The organism is Agriterribacter humi, from assembly GCF_009192765.1.
GTDB classification, from domain to species: Bacteria; Bacteroidota; Bacteroidia; order Chitinophagales; family Chitinophagaceae; genus Agriterribacter; species Agriterribacter humi.
The window spans coordinates 252,407-273,309 of record NZ_VOHQ01000003.1; the positions used below are offsets into that span (position 1 = coordinate 252,407).

Annotated in this window: 22 protein-coding genes and 1 tRNA gene; 18 read left to right on the top strand and 5 right to left on the bottom strand. The window is 42.6% G+C overall.

All coding sequences use genetic code 11. From position 1 onward, the window contains the following. Positions 1-6: 6 nt before the first annotated feature. Positions 7-1,938, bottom strand: coding sequence for an acetate--CoA ligase (gene acs, locus FRX45_RS07465; protein WP_152267778.1), 1,932 nt, complete (start codon positions 1,936-1,938; stop codon positions 7-9). Positions 1,939-2,130: 192 nt separating this feature from the next. Between acs and FRX45_RS07470 the strand changes: the two genes are divergently transcribed. From FRX45_RS07470 to yidD, 15 genes are all read left to right on the top strand, one after another. Beyond that, the gene (locus FRX45_RS07470; protein ID WP_152267779.1) at positions 2,131-3,666 is read left to right on the top strand and encodes an MFS transporter; all 1,536 of its coding nucleotides are present in this window, start codon (positions 2,131-2,133) and stop codon (positions 3,664-3,666) included. Positions 3,667-3,674: 8 nt separating this feature from the next. Next, positions 3,675-3,899 (top strand): DUF6814 family protein, encoded by a 225-nt coding sequence (locus FRX45_RS07475; protein WP_226805080.1) that lies wholly within the window; start codon positions 3,675-3,677, stop codon positions 3,897-3,899. Between the two features lie 23 nt (positions 3,900-3,922). Continuing rightward, positions 3,923-4,837, top strand: coding sequence for a gliding motility-associated ABC transporter ATP-binding subunit GldA (gene gldA, locus FRX45_RS07480; protein ID WP_152267780.1), 915 nt, complete (start codon positions 3,923-3,925; stop codon positions 4,835-4,837). A gap of 77 nt (positions 4,838-4,914) precedes the next feature. Further along, the gene (gene eno / locus FRX45_RS07485; RefSeq protein ID WP_152267781.1) at positions 4,915-6,207 is read left to right on the top strand and encodes a phosphopyruvate hydratase; all 1,293 of its coding nucleotides are present in this window, start codon (positions 4,915-4,917) and stop codon (positions 6,205-6,207) included. A 92-nt stretch (positions 6,208-6,299) separates the two neighbouring features. Further along, the gene (locus FRX45_RS07490; protein WP_152267782.1) at positions 6,300-6,596 is read left to right on the top strand and encodes an FtsB family cell division protein; all 297 of its coding nucleotides are present in this window, start codon (positions 6,300-6,302) and stop codon (positions 6,594-6,596) included. A 173-nt stretch (positions 6,597-6,769) separates the two neighbouring features. Then, a complete protein-coding gene (locus FRX45_RS07495; RefSeq protein WP_152267783.1) occupies positions 6,770-7,003 on the top strand; it encodes a hypothetical protein in 234 nt (77 codons plus the stop codon). Positions 7,004-7,052: 49 nt separating this feature from the next. Then, positions 7,053-7,901 carry an endonuclease III gene (gene nth / locus FRX45_RS07500; protein WP_152267784.1) on the top strand — a complete coding sequence of 283 codons (849 nt, stop codon included), beginning with the start codon at positions 7,053-7,055 and terminating at the stop codon, positions 7,899-7,901. A 108-nt stretch (positions 7,902-8,009) separates the two neighbouring features. Further along, positions 8,010-8,774, top strand: a complete 765-nt coding sequence (locus tag FRX45_RS07505) for an isoprenyl transferase (RefSeq protein ID WP_226805082.1) — start codon at positions 8,010-8,012, stop codon at positions 8,772-8,774. A gap of 78 nt (positions 8,775-8,852) precedes the next feature. Further along, positions 8,853-11,591 carry a BamA/OMP85 family outer membrane protein gene (locus FRX45_RS07510; protein ID WP_152267786.1) on the top strand — a complete coding sequence of 913 codons (2,739 nt, stop codon included), beginning with the start codon at positions 8,853-8,855 and terminating at the stop codon, positions 11,589-11,591. Between the two features lie 297 nt (positions 11,592-11,888). After that, positions 11,889-12,407, top strand: coding sequence for an OmpH family outer membrane protein (locus FRX45_RS07515; protein WP_226805084.1), 519 nt, complete (start codon positions 11,889-11,891; stop codon positions 12,405-12,407). Between the two features lie 79 nt (positions 12,408-12,486). After that, the gene (locus FRX45_RS07520) at positions 12,487-13,071 is read left to right on the top strand and encodes an OmpH family outer membrane protein (RefSeq protein WP_152267787.1); all 585 of its coding nucleotides are present in this window, start codon (positions 12,487-12,489) and stop codon (positions 13,069-13,071) included. 89 nt (positions 13,072-13,160) lie between these two features. Beyond that, positions 13,161-13,985 carry a glutamate racemase gene (gene murI / locus FRX45_RS07525; RefSeq protein WP_152267788.1) on the top strand — a complete coding sequence of 275 codons (825 nt, stop codon included), beginning with the start codon at positions 13,161-13,163 and terminating at the stop codon, positions 13,983-13,985. Positions 13,986-14,259: 274 nt separating this feature from the next. Next, the gene (gene rpmH / locus FRX45_RS07530; protein ID WP_152267789.1) at positions 14,260-14,415 is read left to right on the top strand and encodes a 50S ribosomal protein L34; all 156 of its coding nucleotides are present in this window, start codon (positions 14,260-14,262) and stop codon (positions 14,413-14,415) included. Between the two features lie 92 nt (positions 14,416-14,507). Further along, on the top strand, positions 14,508-14,924 hold the full coding sequence (rnpA, locus tag FRX45_RS07535; RefSeq protein WP_152267790.1) for a ribonuclease P protein component: 417 nt from the start codon (positions 14,508-14,510) through the stop codon (positions 14,922-14,924). Further along, positions 14,899-15,129: a membrane protein insertion efficiency factor YidD gene (gene yidD, locus FRX45_RS07540; RefSeq protein WP_152267791.1), complete on the top strand. Its 231-nt coding sequence runs from the start codon at positions 14,899-14,901 to the stop codon at positions 15,127-15,129. Before rnpA ends, yidD begins: the two co-directional genes overlap by 26 nt. Before the next feature lie 62 nt (positions 15,130-15,191). Here yidD and FRX45_RS07545 read toward each other — a convergent pair whose 3' ends face one another. Further along, entirely contained in the window at positions 15,192-15,794 is a 603-nt protein-coding gene (locus FRX45_RS07545) for a superoxide dismutase (RefSeq protein WP_152267792.1), read from the bottom strand. Between the two features lie 401 nt (positions 15,795-16,195). On the opposite strand from FRX45_RS07545, the gene FRX45_RS07550 reads away from it, so the two are divergent. After that, positions 16,196-16,269 (top strand) — tRNA-Asn (locus FRX45_RS07550). Between the two features lie 55 nt (positions 16,270-16,324). Further along, complete coding sequence (locus tag FRX45_RS23820) at positions 16,325-16,498, top strand: GIY-YIG nuclease family protein (RefSeq protein ID WP_226805116.1); 174 nt, start codon at positions 16,325-16,327, stop codon at positions 16,496-16,498. Positions 16,499-16,696: 198 nt separating this feature from the next. Here FRX45_RS23820 and FRX45_RS07560 read toward each other — a convergent pair whose 3' ends face one another. Next, positions 16,697-17,878 carry an ATP-binding protein gene (locus FRX45_RS07560; protein WP_152267793.1) on the bottom strand — a complete coding sequence of 394 codons (1,182 nt, stop codon included), beginning with the start codon at positions 17,876-17,878 and terminating at the stop codon, positions 16,697-16,699. Between the two features lie 339 nt (positions 17,879-18,217). On the opposite strand from FRX45_RS07560, the gene FRX45_RS07565 reads away from it, so the two are divergent. Then, positions 18,218-19,249: a WD40/YVTN/BNR-like repeat-containing protein gene (locus FRX45_RS07565; protein WP_152267794.1), complete on the top strand. Its 1,032-nt coding sequence runs from the start codon at positions 18,218-18,220 to the stop codon at positions 19,247-19,249. A gap of 268 nt (positions 19,250-19,517) precedes the next feature. Here FRX45_RS07565 and FRX45_RS07570 read toward each other — a convergent pair whose 3' ends face one another. Both FRX45_RS07570 and FRX45_RS07575 read right to left on the bottom strand, forming a co-directional pair. Beyond that, a complete protein-coding gene (locus tag FRX45_RS07570) occupies positions 19,518-20,540 on the bottom strand; it encodes an LLM class flavin-dependent oxidoreductase (RefSeq protein WP_152267795.1) in 1,023 nt (340 codons plus the stop codon). A 37-nt stretch (positions 20,541-20,577) separates the two neighbouring features. Continuing rightward, positions 20,578-20,814, bottom strand: a complete 237-nt coding sequence (locus FRX45_RS07575) for a hypothetical protein (RefSeq protein WP_152267796.1) — start codon at positions 20,812-20,814, stop codon at positions 20,578-20,580. Between the last annotated feature and the right edge of the window lie 89 nt (positions 20,815-20,903).

Sequence of the window (20,903 nt, forward strand, 5' to 3'; positions counted from 1 at the left end):
AGTAGCTTATAATTTTCCTTCTTTAATGCCGTCTACAACTGCCGGGTCAAGCAGGGTGGAAGTATCACCTACTTTATCCAACTCACCTTCTGCTATTTTCCGTAAAATACGCCGCATGATCTTGCCGCTGCGTGTTTTGGGCAGGCCCGTTACAAATTGTATTTTATCAGGCTTGGCAATAGGGCCAATAATGCGGGAAACGGTTTGAACAATATCCTGCCGCGTTCTTTCCTCGTCTCCGTGAAAACCGGTTACGATCACATAGGCGTAAATACCGAGGCCCTTGATAGGATGCGGGTAACCCACCACAGCGCTTTCTACCACGCTGGCATGCATATTAATGGCATTTTCAACCTCAGCCGTTCCTATCCGGTGACCGCTCACGTTCAGTACATCATCCACCCTTCCGGTTATACGATAATTGCCTTCTTCATCTTTTAAAGCTCCGTCTCCTGTAAAATATAAATTATCGTATGTAGCAAAATAGGTGGTGCGGCAGCGTTCATGATCACCATAGGTTGTTCTCAGCATTCCCGGCCATGGGGCTTTCATGCATAAATTCCCCTTATAAAAACCTTCTTCATCTTTTTCTGTAACTTCTTTTCCATTCTCATCAACCAGCACAGGCTGTACCCCCGGCAGGGGCAGGGTTGCCCAGGAAGGACGGGATGGCGTTACCCCGGCAAGATTTGAAATTAATATGCCGCCATTTTCTGTTTGCCACCAGGTGTCAACAATGGGGCACCTTTTTTTGCCAATATGCTCGTTGTACCAGTTCCATGCTTCTTCATTAATGGGTTCGCCAACCGATCCCAATACTTTTAATGAAGAAAGGTCTTTATCTTTTATGGGATCCAGTCCATAACCCATTAAGCTGCGAATGGCAGTAGGGGCAGTATACAAAATATCTACCTTGTATTTATCAACAATGTCCCAGAACCTGCCGGCATCGGGCCAGGTGGGGATACCCTCGAACATTACACTGGTGGCGCCAGCGCTTAAGGGGCCATATAGAATATAACTATGTCCTGTTATCCAGCCAATATCGGCAGTGCAAAAATGTACCTGCCCGGGCTGGTATTGAAAAGTATTTACAAAAGTATAGTTTGTCCATACCATATAACCGGCGGTAGTATGCACTACCCCTTTGGGTTTGCCGGTGCTGCCGGAAGTATATAAAATAAACAGGGGGTCTTCCGCATCCATTACTTCCGCATCGCCAAAGCCTTCTACGGGAAGGGTATCTGTTACTTTCAGCATTTCATCTTCCCACCACACATCCCGTCCTTTGATCATGCTCACAGGTATTCTTGTACGGGTATATACAATAACTTTTTTTACCAGGTTGTTTCCTACCAGTGCGTCATCAATCACGCTTTTTAACGGTATGTCTTTACCGCCGCGGTAAGCGCCGTCGCAGGTAATAATACATTCAGCTTTGGTATCCTCCAGTCTGTCGGCAATGCTGCGGGCAGAAAAGCCACCGAAAATCACGCTATGGATAGCGCCGATACGGGCGCAGGCTAATACTGCGTAAGCCAGTTCCGGGATCATGCCCATATAAATGCAAACACGGTCGCCCTTTTTTATGCCATTGTTTTTGAGTACCTGTGCAAACTGGCATACTCTTTTGTGGAGCCTTTCATAAGTAACTACCCTGGTTCTTTCTTCCGGATCGTTGGATTCCCAGATAATGGCTGGTTTATCACCCAGGGTTTCTAAGTGGCGGTCTAAACAATTTTCAGTGATATTTAATTTACCGCCGGCAAACCATTCTATTCTGGGTTCTTTGAAATTCCAGTTCAATACTTTGTCCCACTTTTTTCTCCATTTAAAATTTTCAGCAATTTCTGTCCAAAAGGATTCCGGGTCTTCAACACTTTTTTTGTAAGCTGCCCTGTATGCTTCAATGCTTTTTAACTGATAGGGATAAGACATATAGCGATGCAATTTTAGTTCATATTCGGAAGGGCTAAATTAACCACATTCAGTTGAATATAAATGGGATTGTAAAATTTTCATCTTTCATGCAAACTATAAACTATAAACTTTCAAACGATAAACTTTTTATTTTCCTTTTGCTCACACCGGCATGTTTAGTATATTCATTCCCTAATTTGCTTGCGTATAATGTCAACATCACCAAAAGGTATCTGGAAGGTTATAGGCGCTTCTTCGGTAGGCACACTTATTGAATGGTATGATTTTTATATTTTCGGAAGTCTGGCTACCGTAATTGCCACTCAATTCTTTCCTCAAACCAATCCAACCGCCGCCTTATTATCAACGCTGGCAACTTTTGCAGCAGGCTTCATTGTAAGGCCTTTTGGCGCTTTGGTATTCGGTCGTTTGGGCGACCTGGTGGGACGTAAGTATACCTTTTTGCTTACACTCATTATTATGGGGGGCTCTACTTTTGCCATTGGACTTGTTCCGTCTTACGAAAGTATTGGGTTTGCCGCTCCTGTTATTGTGTTATTGCTGCGCTTGCTGCAGGGACTTGCTTTGGGAGGCGAATATGGCGGAGCGGCTACTTACGTTGCCGAACATGCGCCCCCCAATAGAAGAGGCTATTATACTTCGTGGATACAAACCACTGCTACTCTCGGGCTATTTGTTTCATTAGGCGTGATATTGCTTGTAAGACACGGATTAGACAGCGATGTAAATGTTTCTATTCAAAAATTTAACGACTGGGGCTGGCGCATACCCTTTTTGGTTTCCATAGTGCTGGTGGGTATTTCCATTTATATCCGCTTAAAAATGAATGAGTCGCCATTGTTCACCAAGATCAAGGCGGAAGGAAAAACATCAGTTAATCCGCTGAAAGAAAGTTTTGGTCATAAAACCAACCTTAAAATGGTTTTGCTGGCCTTATTTGGCGCCACTATGGGCCAGGGCGTGGTGTGGTATACCGGTCAGTTTTATGCGCAAAGCTTTATTGAAACGGTTTGTAAAATAGACTTTGAACAATCGCGTACCATGCTGATCTGGGCTATACTTTTTGCCACTCCTTTTTTTGTGGTATTCGGTTCCTGGAGCGACAGGGTGGGAAGAAAATGGATCATGCTGGCAGGCATGTTCCTGGCCATTGTATTTTACCGGCCTATCTATCAGCAATTCCTTGATCTTTCCGATACAACCATATATCAAACACAAACACCTGCAAGTATAAGTGAGCCTGTTGTTCAGACAGATGAAATGAACCAAAGAACGATCGTTACTACCAGCATAGTAAAAACTTTTGATAACGGCTTTGCTTACACGCAAAAAAGCAGGGACACGGTTTTTGCAGGCTCATCGAAACCCGTGGTGGATGCTGCGCCTGTATATACCGAGAAGAAATTGCCAGCACCGGTTTACTGGAAATTTGTATTCCTGATTTTTGTGCAGGTCATTTTTGTTACAATGGTGTATGGGCCTATTGCCGCATTTTTGGTTGAAATGTTCCCCACACGTATTCGGTATACTTCCATGTCATTGCCTTATCATATAGGCAATGGTGTGTTTGGGGGCTTAACGCCTTTTATTGCTTTATTGTTAACTACCATTAATACGGGCGACAAACTGGTAGGATTGATGTACCCTATTATTATTTCTTTTGTATGTCTTGTTATCGGGACTGTTTATATCAGTAATAAAACAGATCCTGATGTAAGCGATTAAATAAAAATATGATGAACCAATTGCGAAAATGGATGGGCCTCATATGGATGCTGATGGGGCCATTGTCTATGCTCTATCTTATTAAAACGGCTTTGCACCAAATTGCCCTTCATCCTGTAACAGATACCAAAATACAATGGGCCGTATTTGTTATTGTATTTATACCTATTGCCATTGGCCTGTGCATATTTGGCTGGTATGCATGGAAAGACGAGTATAAAAGACAAATGTAAAATGGAGTCCTTATTTTTGTTGCATGTCAATCCGGGTAAATAATCTTCATAAAGTTTATGGTGAGCAAAAAGCGGTAAATGATATATCATTTTCTGTAAACAAAGGAGAGATCGTTGGTTTTTTAGGCCCAAATGGCGCGGGCAAATCTACTACCATGAAAATTTTAACCGGCTACCTGAAGCAAACTGCCGGTGAAGCAATTGTTTGCGGACTGAATGTTGCCGGTCATCCCTTAGAAATAAAAAAGAAAATTGGTTACCTGCCCGAATCCAATCCCTTATATTATGATATGTATGTAAAAGAATACCTCGGGTTCATTGCCGGGGTGCACAGGCTTAAAGACAAAACCACTGCTATAAAGGATGTTATTGAAATGGTGGGGTTAGGCCCGGAGCAAAAGAAAAAGATCGGGCAACTTTCAAAAGGATACAAGCAAAGGGTGGGATTGGCTGCCGCATTAATATACGACCCGGAAGTGCTTATCCTGGATGAGCCAACTACAGGGCTGGATCCCAACCAGATCGTTGAAATAAGAGAAGTAATAAAACAACAGGGTAAAAATAAAACTGTTCTTTTTTCTTCCCACATATTACAGGAAGTGGAGGCCATATGTAACCGGGTAATTATAATCAATAAAGGAGAACTGGTGGCAGACGATACAGTGGCCAACCTGCAGGCAGCCAGTGGAAACAGGCATCGTATTGTGGTTGAGTTTGCCACTGAAGTGGGTGTCGGATTGTTTACACAAATCCTTGAATCCGCACAGGTGCAGCAGATAAGCGGCACACGCTATCAACTGTTTGCACAAAACCCCGAGCTGTTGCGCAGGCAATTAAGGGAACTGGCGCTGCAGCATGACCTGGACATTATCTCCATGCAAAGCGAAAACCAAAGCCTGGAATCGGTATTTAAAGAATTAACGGGCAAAAGCGAATAATATCCCCACACTTATTTTTGCAACAAAAATGAAAACCGTTTCTTTGCAAAAAAACAACCACACGTAAATCATTTTCTATGAGTTTCATATCAGATATTCATGCCAGACAAATTTTAGACAGCCGCGGAAATCCTACGGTAGAAGTAGATGTAGTTACTGAAAATGGTTTGGTAGGCAGGGCTGCTGTTCCTTCCGGTGCTTCCACCGGGAAACACGAAGCGGTAGAACTGAGGGATGGCGATAAAAGCGTATACCAGGGCAAAGGCGTGTTAAAAGCAGTAAAAAATGTAAATGATATTATAGCAGACCAGTTGATCGGTGTTGATGTAACCAAACAGGCTTACATAGATAATCTTTTAATAAAAATTGACGGCACCGAAAACAAAGAAAGATTAGGCGCCAATGCTACACTGGCTGTTTCCATGGCTATTTCCAAAGCGGCAGCACAGGAATGCAACCTGCCTTTGTACCGCTACCTGGGGGGAGTAAACGCTACCGTATTGCCCATGCCTTTAATGAATATTTTGAACGGAGGTGTACATGCCGATAATAAGATAGATTTCCAGGAATTTATGATCGTTCCGGTGGGTGCGGCTTCATTTAGCGAAGGATTGCGCTGGGGTGTGGAAGTATTTCATCAGCTTAAATCGGTATTGAAGAAAAAGGGCTACAGTACAAATGTAGGAGATGAGGGCGGTTTTGCACCAGACATCCAAAGCAACGATGAAGCTATTGAAACCGTATTGCTGGCTATTGATGCAGCCGGTTACAAAGCAGGCGAACAAATATCCATTGCTATGGATGCAGCCAGCACCGAAATGTTTGACGAAGGAAGCAAATCATACAAGTTTTACAAGAGCAGCGGCAAAACGATCAGCAGCGATGAAATGGTAGCGTACTGGAGCGACTGGGTTAAAAAATATCCTATCGTATCTATTGAAGACGGTATGGCCGAAGATGACTGGGATGGATGGAAAAACCTCACGAATGAAGTTGGCAAAAAATGCCAGTTGGTAGGTGATGATCTGTTTGTAACCAATGTTAAACGCCTGCAGGAAGGAATTGACAGGGGTATAGCCAACAGTATATTAATTAAAGTGAACCAGATAGGCACCATTACCGAAACCATTAATGCCGTTCAGTTGGCACAGGCAAGCGGCTATACTACCATTATGAGCCATCGCAGCGGGGAAACAGAAGATACTACCATTGCCGACCTGGCGGTTGCCTTAAATTGCGGTCAAATAAAAACAGGCAGCGCCTCCAGAACCGATCGCCTGGCCAAATACAATCAATTAATTCGTATTGAGGAAGCTTTGGGCGATAATGCGATATATCCACAGGGAAAGATTATTTTTGGAAGAGGGTAAGGAAGTGAGTAGTGAGCAGTCAATGGTGAATGATTGTGGGGTAGTGAGTGGTAGTGATGCTTTTCGTTCGATTTTTGTTATGCCAAACGATTATGAAGATTTTTAAAAATATACCACCATGGTTAAGAAACAAGTACAGCCTTACCCTGCTGGTATTTGTGGTGTGGCTTGTTTTTTTCGATCATAATGATTTGCTTGTGCAGATGGAAAGAACAAGCGAATTGAAACAGCTTGAAAAAGGGAAGGACTATTACACAGAACAGATACAGGAAATGAAAAAGGAACTTTCAGAGCTGGATAATGATCCTGCTTCATTGGAAAAAGCGGCGAGGGAAAGATATATGATGAAAAAGGACAACGAAGATGTATTTATCATCGAAGAAAAATAATTTTACTAAATTTTTGTGCTTTTCACAATATCTGTTCTCTTGCCTCGTTTTAACAAAAGCAACTCTATCCCCGCCCGTTGACAAACACCTGGAAACACCATTAATCCGTATTGTCCCGAATATCCTAAAAACCGTATAATTGAGATTATTGTGAATTCTAAAACGAATGGCGCATGGATATTTTTACACCTGAAAACATGATACGATTCCTCTACAAAGAAACCTCAGCCGAAGAAACTGCTGCAATACAGTTTGCTTTGGAGACAGACTGGACACTGCGGGAGAAGTTTGAGATTCTTAAAAATGCAATTGAGGGTCTTAATACCATCCATCTTTCTCCACGTCCTTCTGCAATACAGTCGTTATTGCGCTATGCCGGTATTGGCAAAGAGGTCGAACATCATTAACTTATTCTCAGCCGGGTATCTTATTTTTGAGTGATCAGGAGAATTTCCAATGACACAAAAAGAAAGGTATAGCTATGTGCTGAACTGGTTCAGGCAGCATGCACCCGATGCGGAAACCGAATTGCTATATGATAATCCTTACCAGCTTTTGGTATCGGTTATCTTATCGGCGCAGTGTACCGACAAAAGGGTAAATCTTACCACCCCCGCTATTTTCGAAAAGTATCCTTCACCGGAACAGCTTTCCAGAGCAAGTTTCGATGAGCTTTTTCCTTATATAAAAAGTATTTCCTATCCCAACAACAAAACAAGGCATCTTATCGGCATGGCCAATATGCTGGTTGAGCAATTTAATGGTGAAGTTCCATTAACGGTGGAAGCGCTTATGCAGTTACCGGGTGTTGGCAGAAAAACAGCGAATGTAATTACCTCCGTTATTGATCAGCAGCCCAATATGGCAGTAGATACGCATGTTTTTCGTGTTGCTGCCAGAATTGGATTAACACGCAATGCCAAAACACCGTTGGCAGCCGAAAAGCAACTCATTAAAAATATTCCGACCGAAATGATCCATAAAGCGCACCACTGGCTCATATTACACGGCCGGTATATTTGCGTTGCCCGCAATCCCAAATGTGAACAATGTGGTTTACGGCCTGTTTGTAAATATTATCAGCAAATGCAACGCAGACCACAAATTTTAAAGCCCGAAGGCGGATCCCGCACGTACGGGACGAACCCGGGAGAATACAAAGCACCAGGAACCAAATCACAAAAGACAAACTTGCCTAGGCAGGCAGGCCTGTCCGCCGTGGCGGATAAAAAATCAAAATTCAAATCTGGAGACGAAACCCGAAATTCGAAGCATACAGTGATAAACTCAAAAAAGGAAGCCTGACGCCTCATACCGATGCCTGTTAGCTCAACTAAATTATCGCTCTATATATAATATTTATATCTTTGCGCCGAAGTCAGACCGCGTCTGACTTTTTTAAATTGTATGCGTGTGTCGCAATTGGATAAAATTGATAAAAACCAACTCCCCTTGCATATTGCCATAATCATGGATGGTAATGGAAGATGGGCGCAGGAAAAAGGGGAAGACCGCCTTTTTGGGCATTACCAGGGGGTTGAAAGTGTGCGCAATATTGTAGAAGGTTGCGCTGAGCTGGGAATTGAATACCTCACTTTATATGCTTTTAGCACCGAAAACTGGGATCGTCCTGAAACCGAGGTGACCGGGCTTATGGAATTGCTGGCGCAAACCATCCGCCAGGAAGTATCTACTTTAAATAAAAATAACATTAAGCTGCAAATGATTGGTAATATTGAAATGCTGCCCGATTATGCCCGCCAGTCATTACAGGAAGCCGTTGATCTTACCAAAGCAAACAGCGGTTTAACGTTAATTATTGCCTTAAGCTATAGCTCCCGCTGGGAATTGCTACAGGCAGTAAAAGGAATTGCAGCGGACGTAAAATCCGGCAAAATAATGCCTGATCAGATTAACGAAAATACGCTCCGCCACTATCTTGTTACCAGTGCCTTTCCTGATCCCGAGCTAATGATCAGAACCAGCGGGGAATACCGCATAAGCAATTTTTTATTATACCAGTTGGCTTATGCTGAATTGTATTTTACAGATACCCGGTGGCCCGATTTTGGGAAGGAACATTTATATGAAGCTATCCTGAACTTTCAGCAAAGACAAAGACGATTTGGCAAAACGGGAGATCAGATTCAACGGGAATCCGCTACAGATATGCATTAGATAAAGTTAAACCATTATTCTTTTAACAAACCATTTCAATTAATCCCGTTAATTTGCCGGGCGAAACTTATAAAACGGATGCAAAGAATCTGCACGATTTTTACGATTTTACTTGGATTAAGTTTTATCTCAACCAAAACTAACGCACAGGTAAGCGATACACTGCCTACTACTTCTGCGGATCCCGCTCTGTTAGGGTTGTTCAATCAATCTATTCCAAAAAGATATTCCATTGCTGAAATTAAAGTAACCGGGGCCCAGTATTTTGATCCCAACTTGGTTACCTCTATTTCCGGGTTGAATGTGGGAGATGAGGTGAGGATCCCCGGTGGAGATAATTTTGCCAAAGCGATAGAAAAATTATGGGGACAAAACCTGTTTGCCGATATTGAAATTTACATTACTAAAGTTGAAGGCGATAAAATATGGGTAGAGATTGCGGCTGTGGAACGGCCGCGGTTATCTAAACTCATTTTCAGAGGTATAAAAAAATCAGAAGCAACAGACCTAAAAGAGAAAGTAGGTATTTCGGCCAGCCAGGTGGTAACGGAAGCCCGGAAACAAAACGCCATTGAGGCTATCCAGAAATTTTATACCGAAAAAGGCTTCCAGGGCGCTAAAATAACAGTACAGGAACGCCCCGATACCGCCTATACCAACGGTGAAGACCTGATTTTTATTATTGCAAAAGGTAATAAAGTAAGGGTGAATGATGTAATGATTTTTGGCAATGAAAAAATAAACGAACTAAAGCTCAAAAAGCAATTAAAAGGAACAAAGGAAAAAAGCAGGTTTAGCTTATTTGCCGATAAAAATACCAGTCCTTATGGTGAAAAGGAAACCATTTCATTTAAGGAATATATAAAGAATTTCGGGTTTCTCTCTCCAACTAAAACATTGGATTATTTGGATCCCTATTTCCGTTTTAAAGTATTTAGTTCGGCCAAGTTTAACGAAAAGAAATACGCTGAGGACAAAAGAAGCATTATTGCCTATTATAACTCCCAGGGCTATCGTGATGCTACCATTGAAAAGGATACGGTATATTATAATGACAAAGGGAACCTCAATGTTGCCATTAAGGTAGATGAAGGACACAAGTATTATTTTGGAGATATTGCCTGGAGAGGAAATACAAAATATTCTGATTCGGTATTAAATGTAATACTGGGTATCAAAAAGGGTGATGTATATAACTTAGAAACGCTGAATAAGAGAGTAGGCAAGGAACTTACACAGGAAGGTGGCGATATAAGCGCTTTGTATGCAGATAACGGATACCTGTTCTTCCGCGTTGATCCTGTTGAAACTTCAGTATACAACGATACCATTGATCATGAAATCCGGATCACCGAAGGTCCGCAGGCTACCATAAAACGGGTTACCATTGCGGGTAACGACAAAACCAAGGAACATGTAATACGCAGGGAACTGAGAACCCTGCCCGGCGAAAAGTTCAGCCGCCAGGAACTCATCCGCTCCCAGCGTGAAATAGCCAACCTCGGTTATTTTAACCAGGAAAAGATCGGCATTAATCCTGTTCCCAATCCCGATGATGGTACCGTGGATATCAATTATACCGTTGAAGAAAAATCTTCCGACCAGTTGGAACTCAGCGCGGGCTGGGGCGGGGGTATAGGGTTAACAGGAACGGTGGGCGTTGTGTTCAATAATTTTTCGCTGCGCAATATATTTAAAAGATCGGCCTGGAGCCCCCTTCCTTCGGGAGACGGCCAAAAGCTCAGTCTTCGCTTCCAGAGTAACGGGCGTTATTTCCGGTCTACCAATTTTTCATTTACCGAACCCTGGCTGGGAGGGAAAAAACGCAATTCATTTACGGTAAGTTTGTATAGTTCCAAATACGCCAACGCATACGACCCTTATACGGGCAGGTATACCAATGCCAGGGCGGATTCATCGTACCTGAGAGCTATGGGTGCAACGATATCTTTGGGCAAACAGCTTAAATGGCCGGATGATTATTTTACACTTATATATGCTTTGAACTTTACCCAGTACAAATTGAAAAACTATCCCGGGTTTTTCCAGGGATTGTCAGACGCCACATCTAATATCCTTAACCTGAAGCTTACCCTGTCAAGATCGTCTGTAAATCAGCCTATCTTTCCAACAGGTGGTTCCAGCTTTATGATCAGTGGTGCGTTTACACCTCCTTATTCGGCCTTTAAAAGTACCGGCTCCATTAAATCGGAAGACAAATACAAATTAGTGGAATATCATAAATGGCGTGTAAACGGTGAATGGTACGTGCCCCTGGGTAAACCTGCAGGTGAAGAAAAGAACCGCCAGTTTGTGTTAAAAGTGGCTGCCAAATACGGCTTTATTGGAAAGTACAATAAAGACCTTGAAATTTCTCCGTTTGAACGATTCCAGGTAGGGGATGCAGGGCTGACCAATAATTTTGGAATACTGGGTTACGATATCATAGCGCACAGAGGCTACCCGGTATATGATAATTCTGATCCCACGATCAATCCGGATCAGCAGTCTACTACCAAATTCTTTACTATTTTTAATAAGTATACGATGGAGTTGCGCTATCCTTTTTCAACAAACCCCAGCAGTACCATTTACGGGCTGGCGTTTTTTGAAGCAGCCAACGGTTGGTATGACTTCAAAAAGTGGAATCCGTTCCAGCTTCGCCGGTCTGTTGGTCTGGGCGCCAGGTTCTTTTTGCCCATGTTTGGTTTGCTTGGATTTGATTACGGCTTAGGGCTCGACAGGTTATCGGCTCCGGGAGCTACATTTAAAGATGCAACGCGGTTTACCTTTATGCTCGGGTTTGAGCCGGAATAGTGGGGAAGTGAGAGGTGAATGGTGAGAAGTGAATGGTGAGAGGTGAAAGGGAAATAGTGTAACGTGAGACATGTGAATAGCTCTTCATTAGTATGCTTTAGCTGATCTGATTGCTGATGGCTGACAGCTAACGGCACGGCCGGCGAAAGGTGAATTGTGAGAAGTGAAAAGAGAAACGTGAGAAGTGAGAGGAGTGAAATTGCTCGTCATTAGTATATTTTAGCTGATCGCTGACAGCTGACAGCTAACTGCATATCCGGTTACTTAAAAAGCTTATGTAACTTTAAATAAAAAGTGATGATGAAAAAAATATTGTTTATTGCCGGTTTTTTATGCCTGGCTATTTTCAGCGCAAACGCCCAGCGGTATGCTATCCTGGATAGTAAATTTATTTTAGATAAATTGCCGGAATATAAAGAGGCTCAAAAACAACTGGACCAGTTAAGTGAGAGCTGGCAAAAGGAACTGGACGCCTTGCAAACTACATTAGACAAAATGTACCGCGATTTTGAAGCCGAACAGGTTATGCTGAGCGATGAACTGAAGAAGAAAAGAGAAGATGAGTTGTTTAATAAAGAAAAGGAACTGAGGGATTTGCAACGGCAGCGCTTTGGTTATGAAGGAGATCTGTTTAAAAAAAGGCAGGAACTGGTAAAACCCGTCCAGGATAAGGTATATAATGCTGTTCAAAAATTAGCAGTGGAAAAAGGCTATGATTTTATTTTGGATAAAAGTGAAGGAATTACCGTTATCTTTGCCGACCCCAAATTAGACCGGAGCGAGGATATTCTGAAGATGCTGGGGGTAAATAAATAATTGTTAAAGCCTGCGGGCAATCAAACTAACGCAACCATATTTTCATCTTTTAACTCATAAAACAGAAACATTGACTTATATGAAAAAGGCTTTTTCTTTTATAGCAGTAACATTAGCAGTTTTAATATTAGGCAATACAGCCAGCGCTCAGCAGAAATTTGGACATGCCAGTCTTGAAGATGTTGTTTCCATTATGCCGGATATAAAAAAGGCAGATTCTTTGTTACAAAAATTCCGCAAGGACTCATTGGACAATTCTCTTCCATTTTATATAAATGAGTATAAACGTAAAGATTCCATATCAAAATCTCCCGCTACACCTGCAGCCATTAAGCAAACTGTACAGCAGGAAGCTGCGCAGTATTTGCAGATCATTCAAAACTGGGATCAGTTTGCGCAAAATGAAATGCAGCGCAAACAGGCTGAAGTGCTGAATCCTTATTTTGCCAAAGCTTTTGAATTGATCAGTACCGTAGCCAAGGAAAATGGCTATACCTGGGTTTTTAAACAGGATGCGCTTTTGGTGGCTCCGCAAACAGATGACCTGCTGCCACTGGTGGCTAAAAAATTGGGGGTTAAATCGCCGGCAGGCGCCACTGGCGTAGACCAGCCGGGTAAGACAAATGAGCCTGCTAAGCCTGCTACAAGCGGGAAGAAACAATAAGTATATTAATTTATCAATATAAAAAAGCCGCTTCCATTCCGGGAGCGGCTTTTTATGTATAAATATAACAACACAATTATCTTTGCGCCATGAAACAGCAACCCATCGGTGTTTTTGATTCGGGTTATGGCGGATTAACCATTTTGAAAGAATTTATTCATACGCTTCCGCAGTACGATTATTTGTATTTAGGCGATAATGCCCGTGCTCCTTATGGTCCGCGGTCTTTTGAAACCGTTTACCGTTATACGCTTCAATGTGTGAAATGGCTGTTTGCACAAAACTGTCCTTTGGTTATTCTGGCATGTAATACCGCTTCCGCCAAGGCCCTGCGTACCATACAACAGGTTGATCTTCCCGTTATTAACCCCGAAAACCGGGTTTTGGGGGTAATCCGGCCTACCACCGAAAAGATAGGGGCTTTAACTGCAACAAAAGAAGTAGGCATATTAGCCACTGCGGGTACTGTTTTATCGGGCTCTTATCTTATTGAAACAGAAAAGTTTTATCCTGATGTAAAAGTATACCAGGAGGCCTGCCCCATGTGGGTTCCCTTAGTGGAAAACAATGAATATGAAAGTTCCGGGGCAGATTATTTTGTAGAGAAGAATGTAAAGAACCTGCTTGCAAAGGGTGGACATATTGATACGGTTCTGTTGGCCTGCACCCATTATCCATTGTTGAAAGATAAGATTAGAAAGTATTTGCCCGATGAGGTTAACTTGCTTTCCCAGGGTGAAATTGTGGCCAACAGCCTGGTGGATTATTTTAAACGGCACCCCGAAATGGAAAGCCGTTGCAGCAAGCAGGGCGCTGTACAATTTTATACCACCGATTCAACGGAGGATTTTGATACACATGCAGCTACTTTCTTTGGGAAAAGCATTCGTTCTGAACATGTTAACATCGAATAAGGCATTATTTGCAAAAACGTTGCTATACGAAGTTTATAACGTCGTATTTATATGTGCTTCCGGGACGCTGTCCCGCATTAAAAAAACCAATGTGGTTGAGGATAATGTACCTGAAAAAAAAGGCCGGAAATTAATTTTGAACACTTACCTTTGCCGTCCTTTCATCCAGCCTCAACAGAAAGGGCGTGGTGGCCCGTCTGGAAAAGGTAAATGATTTTGAAACCCGGTTCGCTTCTCCCGAACTTTTATTTCAAAAAGTGAAAAAGTAAAAATAATGAAACGTACATTTCAGCCGCATAAACGTCGTCGCAAATCAGTTCATGGCTTTCGCAAACGCATGCAAACCGCAAACGGGCGCAAGGTTTTAGCCAGCCGTCGTAAAAAAGGACGCAAGAAACTGACTGTATCCGACGAGAAAATAGCAAAATAATACCGGCTATGCCCTGTGCATAGATCGTTAAATATGTATAGCCCCAAACGGGGCTATTTTTGTGATATATGTTTTGTTGAAATCAGCCGATTTTGAAAAAGACCTTTACTTTAAGCAAACAGGAGCGGCTCAAAAGCCGTAAGCTCATTGAACAGTTGTTCAGGGAAGGGAAAAGTATTTCCGTTTTCCCTTACCGTGTGCTATATTTACCTGTTGCCGGCGCCGGTGCCCAATTGCCATCTTCTTTACAGGCAGGCATAACGGTAAGCAGTAAAAATTTTAAAAAAGCGGTTCATCGCAACAAAATCAAAAGGCTTACCCGGGAAGCATATCGTTTACAAAAGCCTGCTTTGCAGCAAAAATTAACGGAAACGGGTCAGCAACTTATCCTTTTTTTGATCTATACCGGCAAAGAGATTCCTGATTTTTTGCTGGCAAAAGAAAAAGTACAGGTAATTTTGGATAAACTTATACATCGTATTGATGAAAACCATCCGCCGCATACTTAGTCTTCCATTCATAGGGCTGATCAGGATTTACCAAATATTTATTTCACCGATACTTGGGCCTAAATGCCGGTTTACACCTACCTGTTCGCAGTACGCCTTAGAAGCGATTAAAAAATATGGTATATTCAAAGGCATATGGCTGGCGGCAAAGCGCATTGCCCGTTGCCATCCCTGGGGTGGACATGGGTATGACCCGGTACCGTGAAGAAATCTCAAATTTCAAATTATATAAAAGCCGCCCCGGAAAAAGGCGGCTTTTATATTTTCTTATGCTTTTTCGAACTTTTCTTCTACTTTTTTCCAGTTGATCACGTTCCATATTGCTGCCAGGTAATCGGGACGTTTGTTCTGGTATTTCAGGTAATAGGCATGCTCCCATACATCTACGCCCAGTATAGGCGTGCCTTTTACTTCTGCAACATCCATCAGGGGGTTATCCTGGTTGGGGGTACTGGATATTTCTAATTTACCATCTTTAACGGTCAGCCATGCCCATCCGCTTCCGAAACGGGTGGCGCCTGCGGCACTAAATTTTGTTTTGAATTCGTCAAAGCTCCCGAATGCGGCGTCAATGGCGGCAGCCAGTTTCCCGGAAGGCTTACCACCGGCATTAGGCGCAAGAATTTCCCAGAAAAAGCTGTGGTTCCAGTGTCCGCCACCGTTGTTGCGTACCGCCGGGCTGATGGTGCCAGCAGCTTTAACCAGCTCTTCTAAGGATTTATTTTCGTTGGGGGTGCCCGCTATTGCTTTGTTAAGGTTGTCAACATAAGCCTGGTGATGTTTGCCATGATGTATTTGCATGGTTAAAGCATCAATATGAGGTTCCAATGCGTCGTGCGCATACGGCAGTGCCGGTAATGTAAAAGCCATAATACTATAGTTTAAATTTGAAATTAATTTTTCGCTTATCGTGTTTTCATCAATAGCAACTATTTGTTACAGGTCAGCTCTTTTAATTTTAAGAGAGCAACCAGTAATAAAATATACGTCTCCGGGATAGGGCAGGAAATTTGAAAAGGATTTTGTGGTAACCGGGTTACAAATTTACTGCTTATGTTGATACGGAATTTATTTAATGGATATGTTGGGGATTTATTAATAGTATCATACAAATAAGCCCACATTAAATTTCAATTCCGGCGATAAAAACATTTCTGGAATTGTTTGCAGGATCGCATCAAAAAACCTATTTTTGCCGCCCCGAAAGGGGAGGTATGTTGCAAAGGAACTTAACTAAAAACCCGAAGCAACAAACCATAAATAGTAAATATTCCTCCTTAGCTCAGTTGGTTAGAGCATCTGACTGTTAATCAGAGGGTCTCAGGTTCAAGTCCTGAAGGGGGAGCAGAAAGGTTGGCAGTGGCCGACCTTTTTTTAATTCATGTATTACATTTTATATCATATACTCTCTTTCTGCCGATAAATATTACATAGGTTACACTACTGACATTACGGTAAGATTGGAAAAACACAACCACCAGGAAAACTTTAATACCTATCAAGAAAATACAGACCATGGATACTTAAGGGGCTTTTCCGGGTTGGTGAGGATGAAAAAGAAGTCATCCGTGTAGAACGTTTTATTAAAAAGCAAAAAAGTAAAGCCCTGATAGAAAAGATGATAGACCCAGATTTTATACCAGGTGGTGAACTGGCTCAGTTGGTTAGCGTCCCGCACGTGCGGGATTAATCCGAGGGTATCAGGTTCAAGTCCTGAAGGGGAGCAGCAAAGAAGGAATTTTCAGATCAAGTTGAAAATTCCTTCTTTTGTTTTACCTCATCTTCCGCAACTCCTTCATCATATCAATAAGCGGAATAGCTATTACTTCTTTTGTCACAGGAAAGCGTTCTTTACCCGGATAAACAATATAACGGTGGGTGGCTTCGATATCATCGCACCCCAAATGAAACCCTTTTGATAACGCGGGTGCCATAGAGCGTTTTATCTCAATTGCATATTTCTCTTTGCTATTCTTTTCAATCACAAGATCAATTTCTGCACCTGCACCGGTTCGGTAAAACCAGGGGGTAATGCCAATAGGTAAACACGATAATAAGTTTTCAACTACAAAGCCTTCCCAACTTGCACCGATCACAGGATGTCCCATTACATCATCAAGCGTTGTCAGGTTTAGCAAGGCATGCGTTAAGCCACTATCTCGGATATAAATCTTGGGTGTTTTGACAAGGCGCTTGCTGATATTTCCTGACCATGGGCGAAGCGTTCGTATTAACAATAAATCCTCCAGTAATTCAATATAGCGTTTAGCCGTAGGAGCAGCCACATCTATGTTTGCTCCCAGCTTGGCAATATGGGCTTGCCCTCCCTGACTATGCGCCAGCATTGTCCAAAGTCGCCGCAAAGTAACTGCAGGGATCCTGGGGCCAAACTGCGGCACATCCCTTTCCAGATAAGTATTTATAAAGTTTAATCGCCATCTTAAACTAGCTTCATCGTTTTTTGCTAAAAAGCTGTCGGGAAAGCCCCCCCGCAGCCAAAGCCGGTCAAAATCAGCTTGGGTGTTGTGATTAATTTCTGCAACGGTAAGTCCTGACAATTCCTTATAAGCAATCCTCCCTGCAAGGCTTTCCGATGACTGTTTCAAAACCTCCAGTGATGCTGATCCCAAGATAAGAAACTGTCCTGTCCTTTGCCCTTCCCGCCGTCGCCGATCAATAACGCCGCGAAGTACAGTAAATAGCTCCGGGACACGCTGAATCTCATCAAGAATAATCAGCTTACCCTTGTGCAATTCAAAGTAATCCTCCGGTTCAGTGAGTTTTGCCAGGTCAGAGGCTTGCTCCAGGTCAAGGTAAATTGGCACAGGATCAAAGCTGGCTGCAATTGCTTCGGCCAGCGTTGTTTTACCCACCTGACGTGGGCCAAGCACTCCAACAGCTGGAAATTCTTCAAGCAAACGAGCTATTTCTGTTTGTACATTCCTTGTGATCATTCTTGCAATTATAACATAAAATATTAGATTTGCAAGATATTGTATTTATATATCATTTTTTGCTTTACTGTATCCTCTATTGCTATGTAATGAAAATGACACTAACATTCGCTATTTTATTTATCTGACCCAACTGCAAGAACATACAGATTTTCATAATAAAAGAATGCGTTCCTTTCCGTTATTTGACTGTTTTCGCCGATGTCAAGTAATGATAGCAATGGCTGATCGGATCGTTCGCTGACAGTACAGTATTATCATTGGATAACTGATATGACGCCGACGATACTTTTATTTGGCAATCCGCGTTTATTCCCTTTTAAGTAGAATTCGACTAAAATGCCCTACCCTGCACTAAGCAGAATTATTTGCCATGCCATAGCTTTGGTCATCACATTTACGTCCTGTACCCGAGATACGGACGATGTAGTTTCACCGCCGCCTGATCCTACAGATACAACACAACCAATTGACAGCCCTGTAACTGAAACTTTAGCGCCTGGCTGGAAGGAAATAAAACTGCCAACCGACGATTATATATACGATATTGTATTTTATGGGGATACCGGATATTGTTATGCGGGAAAGCACCTTTACCGGTCAGTTGATGGCGGTGACAATTGGGAGAAAGTTTTATTTTCTCCAAAGCATTTTGGAAATATCAGCATGGGCAGCGCGGAAAATGCAGTGATACTTTCTGCATACAGCACAGGTGATCTCCCTTCTACCGTTTATTTTACCAAAAATGGGGGAGGCAGCTTTGATAGTCTGACATTTTATGATCAGGTAACAGATGTTTTCTTTATCAACCGTGAAACTGCATTCATGATCGGTAAAAAGTTTTGGAAAACAATTGATGGCGGAGCTTCCTGGCAGGAAGTGTACAATTTTAATGATTCCAAAGGTGAATACCGTAGCTTATATTTTCTTGATGAGCTAAACGGTTTTATAAATAAATATAATGGGGCTTTTTTTACAGGAGATGGGGGAATTACCTGGAAGAAACTTGGTCTTGACGGTTCAGCACCGGAAAACCACCCCGGTTCAATTTTTTTCTATAGTGAAGAAATAGGCTTTTTAACCGGATCTCATGAACTCGCAACATATAATGCTGCTGGCAAGACTATCCAGTTTTATTATGACTTTTATGACTATGGTACGGCATTCTATCATGACGTACATTTCGTTAGTGCCGATACAGGTTACGTGACAAACGGACGCATGGTCATGAAAACAACTGACAGGGGAAACACGTGGAAAGTTGAGCTTAAAACACCAGCCGCAGAACTATGTGAATTACATTTTATTGACGCCAATCATGGATGGGCTGCTGGTGACAAAGGGACCATTTATAAATATGTGAAGCCGTAACAACACTAATCCAGCTATAGTATATAACGATATTTATAGTAGGATGAATCAGAAATCCAAATAAATGTAAAGGAAGCTCCGTCTCATTTCTCCTAATCGTGAATATCTTCAACATTGGCTGCAACTTTAGGAAAAGTTTCGGAGTATGAAATCAATAAAATACATGGGGTTTTTGTTATTGACGCCTGGTTGGTTTTGGATGTAAGAAACCTAAGCCCATTGTTTTTCCAGGACAACCATTGCTCACATATAAAGCTTCATGAGACAATTAACGCCAACCCAATCCGGGTGCAACATGCTCTAAAATAGAAGACAGTACATGTACGTTGTAATCAACGCCTAATGTGTTGGGTATCGTCAAAAGGATCGTATCTGCTTCCCGGATAGCTTCGTCCCCGGCCAATTCTTTTATGAGCTGGTCTGGTTCCGCGGCATAGCTTCTTCCGAAAATGGCGCGTTTGTCCTGTTCAATCATTCCGATTTTATCTGCACGATCGGCTTCCTGCCCAAAGTAATAGTGATCCTGATCGGTTACCAGCGCGAAAATAGACCTGCTTACCGAAACCCTCGGTTCGCGCCGGTGCCCCGCTTTTTTCCAGGCTTCTTTGTATAACCTGATCTGCTCAGCCTGCTGTACATGGAAAGGCTTGCCGCTTTCATCGTACTTCAGGGTGGAACTTTGAAGATGCATCCCGTTTTCGGCCGCCCAAACAGCCGTAGCATTGGAAGCCGCTCCCCACCAGATACGTTCCCGCAGTCCTTCGGAATGTGGTTCCAAACGCAGCAGGCCGGGCGGATTGGGAAACATCGGGTACGGATTAGGCTGGGCAAAGCCAACACCTTTTAGCTTATCCAGGAATTCTAACGCTTTGCGACGCCCCATATCTGCATCGGTTTCTCCTTCCATCGGTTCATATCCAAAATAGCGCCACCCCTCGATTACCTGTTCAGGCGAACCTCTGCTGATTCCCAATTGCAATCTTCCCTGCGAAATTAAATCCGCAGCCCCGGCATCTTCCACCATATACAGCGGATTTTCATAACGCATATCAATTACACCCGTTCCAATTTCTATTTTGCTTGTTTTGGCGCCGATAGCCGAAAGCAAAGGAAATGGCGATGCTAACTGGGCCGCAAAATGATGCACCCGAAAATAGGCCCCGTCTAAACCCATTGCTTCGGCAGCAACAGCCAAATCAATAGACTGAAGCAATGTGTCACTTGCCGTACGGGTTTTATAGGCAGGATGGTTAGACCAATGCCCAAACGATAAAAATCCTATTTTCTTCATACATTTTCTTTCGATTGAAAAGTAGCCAATTATTATGTTATTTGTAACAACAATTTTTTCTTTTAATTTCTCTCCAATCTGGTACAATGCTCATTAATAAATGCGATTCTTTGGTATTCAGGTCAGTAAGGTTAACCAGGTGCATAAGGCAATTGGTATATTTTGGGTAAATGTCTCCCGGCCGTAGTGTTACCTGATATTTTTCTTCCACTGCTCCTTCAAGCACCCACATGGCTCCATCCGTTGATTTGTGCGTAAATTCTGCAGGCAACATCGGCCAGTGGATGTGCCGGCGGGTGACGACACCCACTGTTAGGGAAAAGGTATTGATGAATTTGTATCTCTATCGGTTGCTGTCTTCAC

Excerpts from the sequence above, each read along its gene's own strand:
- eno (WP_152267781.1), top strand. The coding sequence starts at position 4,915 with ATGAGTTTCATATCAGATATTCATGCCAGACAAATTTTAGACAGCCGC.
- yidD (WP_152267791.1), top strand. The coding sequence starts at position 14,899 with ATGAAAACCATCCGCCGCATACTTAGTCTTCCATTCATAGGGCTGATC.
- FRX45_RS07510 (WP_152267786.1), top strand. The coding sequence starts at position 8,853 with ATGCAAAGAATCTGCACGATTTTTACGATTTTACTTGGATTAAGTTTT.
- gldA (WP_152267780.1), top strand. The coding sequence starts at position 3,923 with ATGTCAATCCGGGTAAATAATCTTCATAAAGTTTATGGTGAGCAAAAA.
- rpmH (WP_152267789.1), top strand. The coding sequence starts at position 14,260 with ATGAAACGTACATTTCAGCCGCATAAACGTCGTCGCAAATCAGTTCAT.
- FRX45_RS07575 (WP_152267796.1), bottom strand. The coding sequence starts at position 20,814 with ATGTTGCCTGCAGAATTTACGCACAAATCAACGGATGGAGCCATGTGG.
- FRX45_RS07495 (WP_152267783.1), top strand. The coding sequence starts at position 6,770 with ATGGATATTTTTACACCTGAAAACATGATACGATTCCTCTACAAAGAA.
- FRX45_RS07490 (WP_152267782.1), top strand. The coding sequence starts at position 6,300 with ATGAAGATTTTTAAAAATATACCACCATGGTTAAGAAACAAGTACAGC.
- FRX45_RS07545 (WP_152267792.1), bottom strand. The coding sequence starts at position 15,794 with ATGGCTTTTACATTACCGGCACTGCCGTATGCGCACGACGCATTGGAA.
- FRX45_RS07515 (WP_226805084.1), top strand. The coding sequence starts at position 11,889 with ATGATGAAAAAAATATTGTTTATTGCCGGTTTTTTATGCCTGGCTATT.
- FRX45_RS07520 (WP_152267787.1), top strand. The coding sequence starts at position 12,487 with ATGAAAAAGGCTTTTTCTTTTATAGCAGTAACATTAGCAGTTTTAATA.
- FRX45_RS07560 (WP_152267793.1), bottom strand. The coding sequence starts at position 17,878 with ATGATCACAAGGAATGTACAAACAGAAATAGCTCGTTTGCTTGAAGAA.
- FRX45_RS07565 (WP_152267794.1), top strand. The coding sequence starts at position 18,218 with ATGCCCTACCCTGCACTAAGCAGAATTATTTGCCATGCCATAGCTTTG.
- murI (WP_152267788.1), top strand. The coding sequence starts at position 13,161 with ATGAAACAGCAACCCATCGGTGTTTTTGATTCGGGTTATGGCGGATTA.
- acs (WP_152267778.1), bottom strand. The coding sequence starts at position 1,938 with ATGTCTTATCCCTATCAGTTAAAAAGCATTGAAGCATACAGGGCAGCT.
- FRX45_RS07470 (WP_152267779.1), top strand. The coding sequence starts at position 2,131 with ATGTCAACATCACCAAAAGGTATCTGGAAGGTTATAGGCGCTTCTTCG.
- FRX45_RS07570 (WP_152267795.1), bottom strand. The coding sequence starts at position 20,540 with ATGAAGAAAATAGGATTTTTATCGTTTGGGCATTGGTCTAACCATCCT.
- nth (WP_152267784.1), top strand. The coding sequence starts at position 7,053 with ATGACACAAAAAGAAAGGTATAGCTATGTGCTGAACTGGTTCAGGCAG.
- FRX45_RS07475 (WP_226805080.1), top strand. The coding sequence starts at position 3,675 with ATGATGAACCAATTGCGAAAATGGATGGGCCTCATATGGATGCTGATG.